5 protein-coding genes are annotated in these 7,414 nt (G+C 55.9%); 4 read left to right on the forward strand and 1 reads right to left on the reverse strand.

Annotated features, from left to right (window positions below; translation table 11 throughout):
• Positions 1-6: 6 nt before the first annotated feature.
• From ACTU3N_RS19140 to ACTU3N_RS19155, 4 genes are read left to right on the forward strand one after another with little or no spacing between them, the layout of a single operon-like run.
• The gene (locus ACTU3N_RS19140; RefSeq protein WP_443087715.1) at positions 7-1,560 is read left to right on the forward strand and encodes a hypothetical protein; all 1,554 of its coding nucleotides are present in this window, start codon (positions 7-9) and stop codon (positions 1,558-1,560) included.
• On the forward strand, positions 1,557-1,685 hold the full coding sequence (locus tag ACTU3N_RS19145) for a hypothetical protein (protein ID WP_443087716.1): 129 nt from the start codon (positions 1,557-1,559) through the stop codon (positions 1,683-1,685). The genes ACTU3N_RS19140 and ACTU3N_RS19145 overlap by 4 nt, the downstream gene beginning before the upstream one ends.
• 10 nt (positions 1,686-1,695) lie before the next feature.
• The gene (locus ACTU3N_RS19150; RefSeq protein WP_443087717.1) at positions 1,696-5,784 is read left to right on the forward strand and encodes an RHS repeat-associated core domain-containing protein; all 4,089 of its coding nucleotides are present in this window, start codon (positions 1,696-1,698) and stop codon (positions 5,782-5,784) included.
• On the forward strand, positions 5,781-6,293 hold the full coding sequence (locus ACTU3N_RS19155) for a CPCC family cysteine-rich protein (RefSeq protein ID WP_443087718.1): 513 nt from the start codon (positions 5,781-5,783) through the stop codon (positions 6,291-6,293). Before ACTU3N_RS19150 ends, ACTU3N_RS19155 begins: the two co-directional genes overlap by 4 nt.
• Before the next feature lie 77 nt (positions 6,294-6,370).
• Here ACTU3N_RS19155 and ACTU3N_RS19160 read toward each other — a convergent pair whose 3' ends face one another.
• Positions 6,371-7,162, reverse strand: a complete 792-nt coding sequence (locus ACTU3N_RS19160; protein ID WP_443087719.1) for an inositol monophosphatase family protein — start codon at positions 7,160-7,162, stop codon at positions 6,371-6,373.
• Positions 7,163-7,414 lie beyond the last annotated feature (252 nt).

A 7,414-nucleotide genomic window follows, 5' to 3' on the forward strand; every position in this document is an offset into this window, starting at 1 on the left:
CCGTAAATGAGCGCTGCGAAAAACCCGACCGAAAAAGTAATGAGCGAGCTGGAGCTAAGCTGGCTGGATGCGAGCGACAAGGCCGGGCAAACCCGGCTGTTTATCTGGCGAGTCCCGGCGGGGGGAGAATCGTTACTCGATGGCTTTATCGCCCTGCAACAACATCCACAAGGGCGCACGCTGCCGGATCTGTTTTTGAGTCTGACGCTCCCTTTTGAAACCGGGTACGGTTACAGCGAAGCGCTGGGCCGTGAGTTTGTGGAGCATTACGAAGCCACGCCAGATGCCGCTGGCTGGCAAGCGGATGCGTATTTACCCTGTTACTCCTCCGCTCAGTTGCGCCAGCTTTTGCAGCGCTTTGCCGAAAATTTTGCTGATGATTTACGTTACCTGGTGCTGGTTTTGAAACCTTCTGGCGTGAGTGATGAGCGCGCGCTGATGCGCTGGCTTACCCGCTGGCTGGAAGAGGGCGAACCTGCGCCGCGCCTGCTGCTGATAGACACCACAGAGCAGCCGGTGTGGCAGCCGTTATACGAAGCACACCCTGCGGTGGTGCAGCTGATTGTTGATGATATTGATGGCATGAAGGTGATGCATCAGACCGCACAACAACAGACCGATGCCGATGCGGATCGCTTGCTGTTTCGCCGCTACCTGGCGGACTCGATGCTCTTGCTGGAAAAAGGCAGCGCCGCGCAGGTGGCGGCGCGCGGCTCTCTGGCGCTGGACGTCGCCACGCGGCGCGGCTGGGCCGATCAACAGGCGATGATGCATAACCTGATTGCCGGCGGCTGGCTGAAAGGTAAGCAGCATACGCAGGCGATAGCGCATTACCGCCAGGCACAGCACGTCAGCGCCACGATCCCGGATCCGGCAATAAAAGGCCAGCTACGTACGCAAAGTACCTTTGGCGAGGCGGGTGCCTGGTTCTCAAAAAAAGAGTATTTACAGGCGGCGAAAGGCTATCGCCAGGCGGCTTTGGAAGCGCAGGCGATCTCTCACGCGGCTTTTGCCATCGAAGGTTGGCGGATGTCCGGTTTTTGCCTGTGGCTTGCCGGGCACCGGCCTGCTGCGATGGAAGAGTACGCCCAGGCGGTCCAGGCGGCACAGAGCGTGCCGTTAGCCGGGCGCGGGCAAACCACGCTGCCGCTGGTGTTCGGCGATCTTTTACGTATCCATGACAAGCGGCGTAGCGAGGCCATCGAAGCATGCGCCGCACGCTGGCAGTGTGAAAAACAGCGGCTGATCCAGCATGCAGAGGAGCGCTTGCCAGCGGCGCCCACGATTGAACAGGTAAAGCAGACGGAAAACCGCCTGCAATTACAGCTTGAAGCGGCTTTTACCTTAATCCGTGAGGAGAGAGAAAAACTCATTCGTCACGGTGATGACAGTTTCCGCCGCGTTGTCCGGTTGGCGCGGGAGATGTTGCACCCGCACTGGAACGGTTTACCGGCTATCGCCCACCCTTTTGATGCGCCTGCGGGAGAATGGCAAAGCCTGCCCGCGTGGGGAAGTACCGACGCATCGTTACCTGAAAATGCAGGAAGCAAACCGCTATGAAAAATCGCGTCATTATTATTGTCGTCGTCACGCTGCTCGCGCTGCTCTATCTCAGTCTTTCTGATAGCGGTCTGGCGACCGAAATCCGAACCTTCCTGCGCGCGTTGTTGCGTGCCATGTTCTGAGGCGAAACCGATGCACTCCGGCGCTCACTTCGATCCGCAGCTTGGGCTGGATATTCATACCTACCCGTGGCCGCTGCCCACGCCGCATATCGGGCTGGTGTTTGACGTGTTCGATTACCTGCCGCTGATCGGCACGACGGTGCACGTCAACAGCATCAAACGCGCCAGCGCAGGGACGGGCGGCATTGCCGTGCATATCCCGGTCGGCGGCGTGTGGGTTCCGCCGCTGCGTATGCCGGGCGGGCCGCAGATAGAAGATGAACTGTTTATGGGGAGCAAAACCGTCTCTGTCGACGGTGAGCCTTTCTCGCGCATCGGTATGCCGGTGCTGAGCTGTAATATTCTCGGCATGATCCCGCCGTTTCGCCTGAAACGCGCCGCGAAGCCAAAACCGCTTTCGCTGACTCTGCCGCTGACTTTTAACCTGGCTATCCCGAACAATGTGGTGGTCGGCGGGCCGCCTACGGTAAACCTGATGGCGCTATTGATGCGCGCCGGGTTGAGCGGCCTGGGCAAAGGGCTAAAAAAACTGAAGAAAACGCCACAGTGGCGGCTATTTATGCGCCGCTTTCGCCAGCTTCGCCGCAAGCTGTTTCGCAATATGGACCCCGGCTTCCTCAAGTGTCGGGTACTGCGCGCGGAACCGGTCGATATCCGCGATGGCAGCGTGAGCCTCGAACAGCAGGATTTTTTGCTGCCGGGTCGTCTGCCGCTGGCGTGGGGGCGCAGCTACTCATCGGCAGATACAAAAGAAGAAGGGCTGTGTGGCTACGGTTGGGCAACGCCTGCGGATATACGCCTTGAGATACTGGCGGGCGAAGGCATCGCCACGCTGACGCAACCGGAAGGGATGACGCTGTTCCCGGCACTGCCACAGGCCGACGGGCGCACGCAGGCGATCGCCGGGCTGCCGGACGGTAGCCGCCTGTGGCGCGAGACCGCTAACGGCAGCGTGTTGTGGCATGTGGAGCAGGAAAATGGCCCGCTGCTGCAATTTAGCGGTAAGCAAGGGGCTATGCCGATAGAAACGCTCGCCGATCGTAACGGTAATGGCTGGTATTTTGCGTGGAAAGGTAGCGAATTACAGCAACTTTATGAGTTTACGCATGAAGGTAAAACGGGCCGCGAAATCCTCGTCACGCAGGAGGAAGGCCGCCTGCTTGCTCTGCGTTTGCGTAATGCGCAGGACGGGGAAATTACGCCGCTGAGCCGCTACGAATATGACGCTGAAGGCCAGCTGAGCGCGCAAATCGATGCGCTGTCACACCCGCGCCGCTACTTTTATCAGCAGCGCCATATGGTGAGCCATATCGATCGCAACGGGCAGGGCTTCCACTATCACTACAACGATACCTGGCAGGTTGTCCATGCATGGGGCGATGGCGGCGTGTGGGATTACCATTTTGCCTGGCATGAGTTGCTTAACGAAGTGGAAATCACGGATTCGCTCGGCAACATTTCACGCGTGACTTTTGATGAAAATGGTTTGCCGGTTTCTGAGATAGACCCGCTGGGCGGTAACACTGTTTTTCGCTACGACGATTTTGGCCGCACCGTCGAGCTTACCGAGCCAGATGGCAGCTTGCATCGCTGGGAGTATGACGAGCAGGGACGGATGGTCGCCGAACATATGCCGGACGGCAGCGTTGTGCGGGCCACTTTTGACGATTTTGGCGAGCTGGTGGCGGTTGTCGATGAGAAAGGGGCAACCTGGCGAGCGGAATACGATACGCGCGGCAACCTGGCCGCCAATATCGATCCCACCGGCGTCGCCGCGCATTATCGCTACGATGCGTTTGGTCAGGTGAGTTGTGCCGATGCGCCCGGCGCGCTGCTGACGCGGTATGAATACGATCGTTTTGGCTTTTTACAGGCCGTGACAGAAGCCGGAGCGGGCAGGCGTCGTTTTCGCTATTCCGTGCGGGGCACATTACAAGAACGTATTGATGCCAGCGGAGGTATCACTCGTTTTTATTGGGATAGCAAAGATCGCCTCGTCGCGACTGTCGATCCACAGGGCGCTGAAGTCCGCGTGGCGTACGATCGGGAAGATAATCCCATTCACTTTACCGATGAGTCAGGGCAAGTTACCCGTTTTCGTTATAACGGCACCGGCATGCTGACCGCCTGCGAGACGCCGGATGGCGCGACTGTCGGTTATCAGTACGATCCTGAAGATCGCTTATTGGCGGTGATCAACCAGAACGGCCAGCGCTGGAAAATGATCCGCGATGCGCTCGGGCGCGTCACGGCAGAGAGCGATTACTGGGGGCAGACGACGCGCTACGCCTGGGATAAAGGCAGCCGTTTAATCCGCCGTGAAGACCCGCTCGGGCGCGCCGTGCGTTACGGCTATGATAAGGCCGGGCGGCTTTGTGAGCGGCGAAGCCAGGACACTTTGCAGGCAACGTATCATTACGATGCGTGCGGGCGCATGGTGCTGTGCGAAAGCCCGTGGCGGCGCCTGGCGTGGCGCTATGATGATGCCGGGCGTGTTCTGGCGGAAGAGCAGGACGGTTTCCAGCTGCGTTATGGTTATGATGCGCGTGGGCGGTTTATCTCCCGCGAGAGCGACAGCGGTCACCGGGTGCAGTATGGCCTGGATGAGCATGGCAGGCTCGCCCAGGTGCAGCTCAACAATGATACGCCAATCGTTTTTCAGTACGATGCCAGCGGGCGTCGGGTAAGCGAGGCGTTGTCGGCTGAGGTAACGCGCTGTTACGACTACGATCGTAGCGGGCGGCTCACTTCTCAGCAGGTTTTGCACAACGATCTGCCTTTATTTGCCAGCGGTTTTGCTTACGATCGCGCCGGCAACCTGACGCTCCGGGAAGACAGCTTGTGGGGCAGCGATCGCTATAGTTACGATCCGGTCGGGCGTTTAACTGCGCATACCGCGCCGGACGGCACCTTGCGGCAGTTTGTGCAGGACACGGCGGGCAACCATCTGCAAACTGACATTCGTAGCGTTAATGGCAGCGCGGGCGGTTGGTTTCGTGAAGGCGTTCACCACGGCGTGCGTTATGTGTTTGACCGCGCCGGAGAGTTGCGCCAGCGCCGCCCGCTACAGGACGAGAGCGATAAAGAGGATTTCACCTGGGACGAGAACCGCCAGCTTATCGCGGTGCGCAAAGGCGAAAACCTGGTGCGCTACGGCTACGATGGTCTTGGGCGTCGGGTGTGCAAACAAACCGCCACGCATACGCACTGGTTTTACTGGCAAGGGGATGCGCTGGCGGGTGAGACCGTAGCAGCCACTTCGCAACCGCTGGCGGCGCTGAGCATTTTTGATACCGGCGAGCGTTTAAAGCGCCAGAAAGCGCAGGCGAAACTGTTCGCCGGTATGCGCGAATACATCTATTACCCCGGCAGTTTTCGACCGCTGGCGCTACTGACGCAGGAAGAGGGGCAGAAACAGAGCTGGCACTATCACTGCGATCCGAACGGCGCGCCTGTGCGCCTCACCTCGCCGCAAGGCGAGATAGTCTGGTCGGAGAAAACCGGCGTCTGGGGTGAAAAAGGCGAGGTTTACGCCAGCCGAATCGATAACCCGCTGCGCTTCCAGGGGCAGTATTTCGATGCCGAGACCGGGCTGCATTATAACCGCTACCGTTACTATGATCCGGCGATTGCGGCGTATATCAGCCAGGACCCGATAGGGCTGGCGGGCGGTATTAATACCTATGGCTATGTACGCGGGCCGTTTACATGGATAGATCCATTAGGGTTAAGCGATTGCGGTATCGCTGGCGCGGTAAACTGGAAGGGATTCAATCCGATCAAAAGAGATTATGTTATTGATGGTGTAACCCATAAAAATTTATCGGGGCTGCAATACCATTATCTTAAACATGGCAAAGAGTTTGGCGATATAACGCAAGTCCAGTACCTGAAAATGGCAAAAGAGTTTGCTAAAAAACCGCTTACAGAATCCATACAAGAGGAAAAAGTGGGTAATATTATTATTCGGCATGATAAGGGAACGGGTGAAATTTTTATTGGTCATGCTGGTAAAAGGGAAATGAGAACATATTATATAGATGATGGAAGAGATAGCGATGCGTTCGCTGCCGCCATTCAACTTGCTAAGGATTTATGATGAAAATTGAATTTACTTATCATGAGGTTATTGATTTTATGCAACAGTATGCGCTGTTTAGCATGGCTGTTGAGGAGAGAACCCAGACGCTGCTTGAGCTTGGCGAAATTGATGACGAAAACGTCTCGGAAGCAGCAAAGTACAATTATAACGAAACAATAAAAAATGAAATGGTTTTTTCGCGATTAATTAAAAATAGCTTTTGGGAAGGGAAAATAAAAGAGATCACCTCTAACAGTATTCATATTGTTGACCATAATGACGAAGATATTTCAGGTGAATGTTGCAAAGCCTGTGGGTATATAGTTTTTGAAGATAAAGAGGATGCGTTTTACGAGATTTGCCCGGTATGCGGTTGGCAAAATGATAATACAAAGGGCGATGAGTACAGTAGCTGTAACCACAGTTCTTTAAATGATTATAAAGCATCGCCAGAGTTTGCGGAGAAGTGTCGTGCGGGTGGTGATAAATATATCCTCGGTCAGGAAAGTTTTGAATATCCGGGATAAAGATACCCCGGTCGATGACGGCATTCAGTCACCACTTTTTGGGCACCTGATATGCCGAATGAACCGATATGAAATGATTATTTAGCGGCATTGCGCGTTACGTCAACGTCGGGCAGCAACAGAGGTTGCAGGCGTTGCCACACCGTGGGGCTTGCAGCCCAGGCGTGGTTCCCCTGCGTTAAGCCATCGTTCGCGAGAAAGTCATTGTGCATTCCGCCCGCTTCCTTGATTAACGCCAGGCCTGCCAGTGCGTCCCAGCTATGCAGATGGGCCTCAAAGTAGCCATGCACCAGGCCTGCGGCAACGTGCGCCAGCATCAACGCTCCGGCACCAAAACGCCGGTGCTCAATACCTTCTTCCAGTAGCGTTTCGATAGTGTGCGCATACTGGCGAGGCGTGGTGCGGCTGGAACGACCCAGCCCGAGCACGACCGCCTCGGGATCGGGATCAACCAGGGATAATCTCTTGCCGTTTAAAAACGCGCCTTCGCCAGCCCTGGCAAAGTAAAATTCGTTGCGATCGGGGGCGTAAATAATGCCCAGCTCAATAATGTTATTGCTGACATACGCCACAGAAATGCACCAGTAATCCATGCCGAGGATGAAATTGGTTGTGCCATCAATGGGGTCAATAACCCATACGCCGTCAGAACCGGCCTCCAGCCCGCGCTCCTCGCCGAGCAGTCCATCCTGCGGGCGCTCTGTTTTAAGCCACGCGCGCAGCGCATTTTCGACGTACACATCTGCCTGAGAGACAAAATCCTGGCGGGCTTTCTTTTCAACGGTTAGCCCCTCATCACGGAGCTGTTTCGCTTCCTGACCGAGACGACGAATCAACGTGCAGAGCGCGTGCGTAAACTCTTCTGTCATATCTGCTCCTTAGTCCTGGCATCGTGAAATTTATCGCTAAACCTGCTCTACCTTAACTTACTCGTCGCAAGAACGCTGCAACCGATCTGCTGTTCGTTGCGGCAAATAAAAAAGCGCCCGCAGGGTAATGCCGATCGTTTAAGGATCGGTTGACCGATCCGGTGGCTGGTGTAAAAAGGGTTTCATGTTCATCATGGAACCCTTTTTAAATGGAACTTTCCCAGGCCCTCGGCATTATTAATCTCACCGCAC

This window comes from Vagococcus sp. WN89Y (genome assembly GCF_052220145.1).
GTDB lineage: Bacteria > Pseudomonadota > Gammaproteobacteria > Enterobacterales > Enterobacteriaceae > Kosakonia.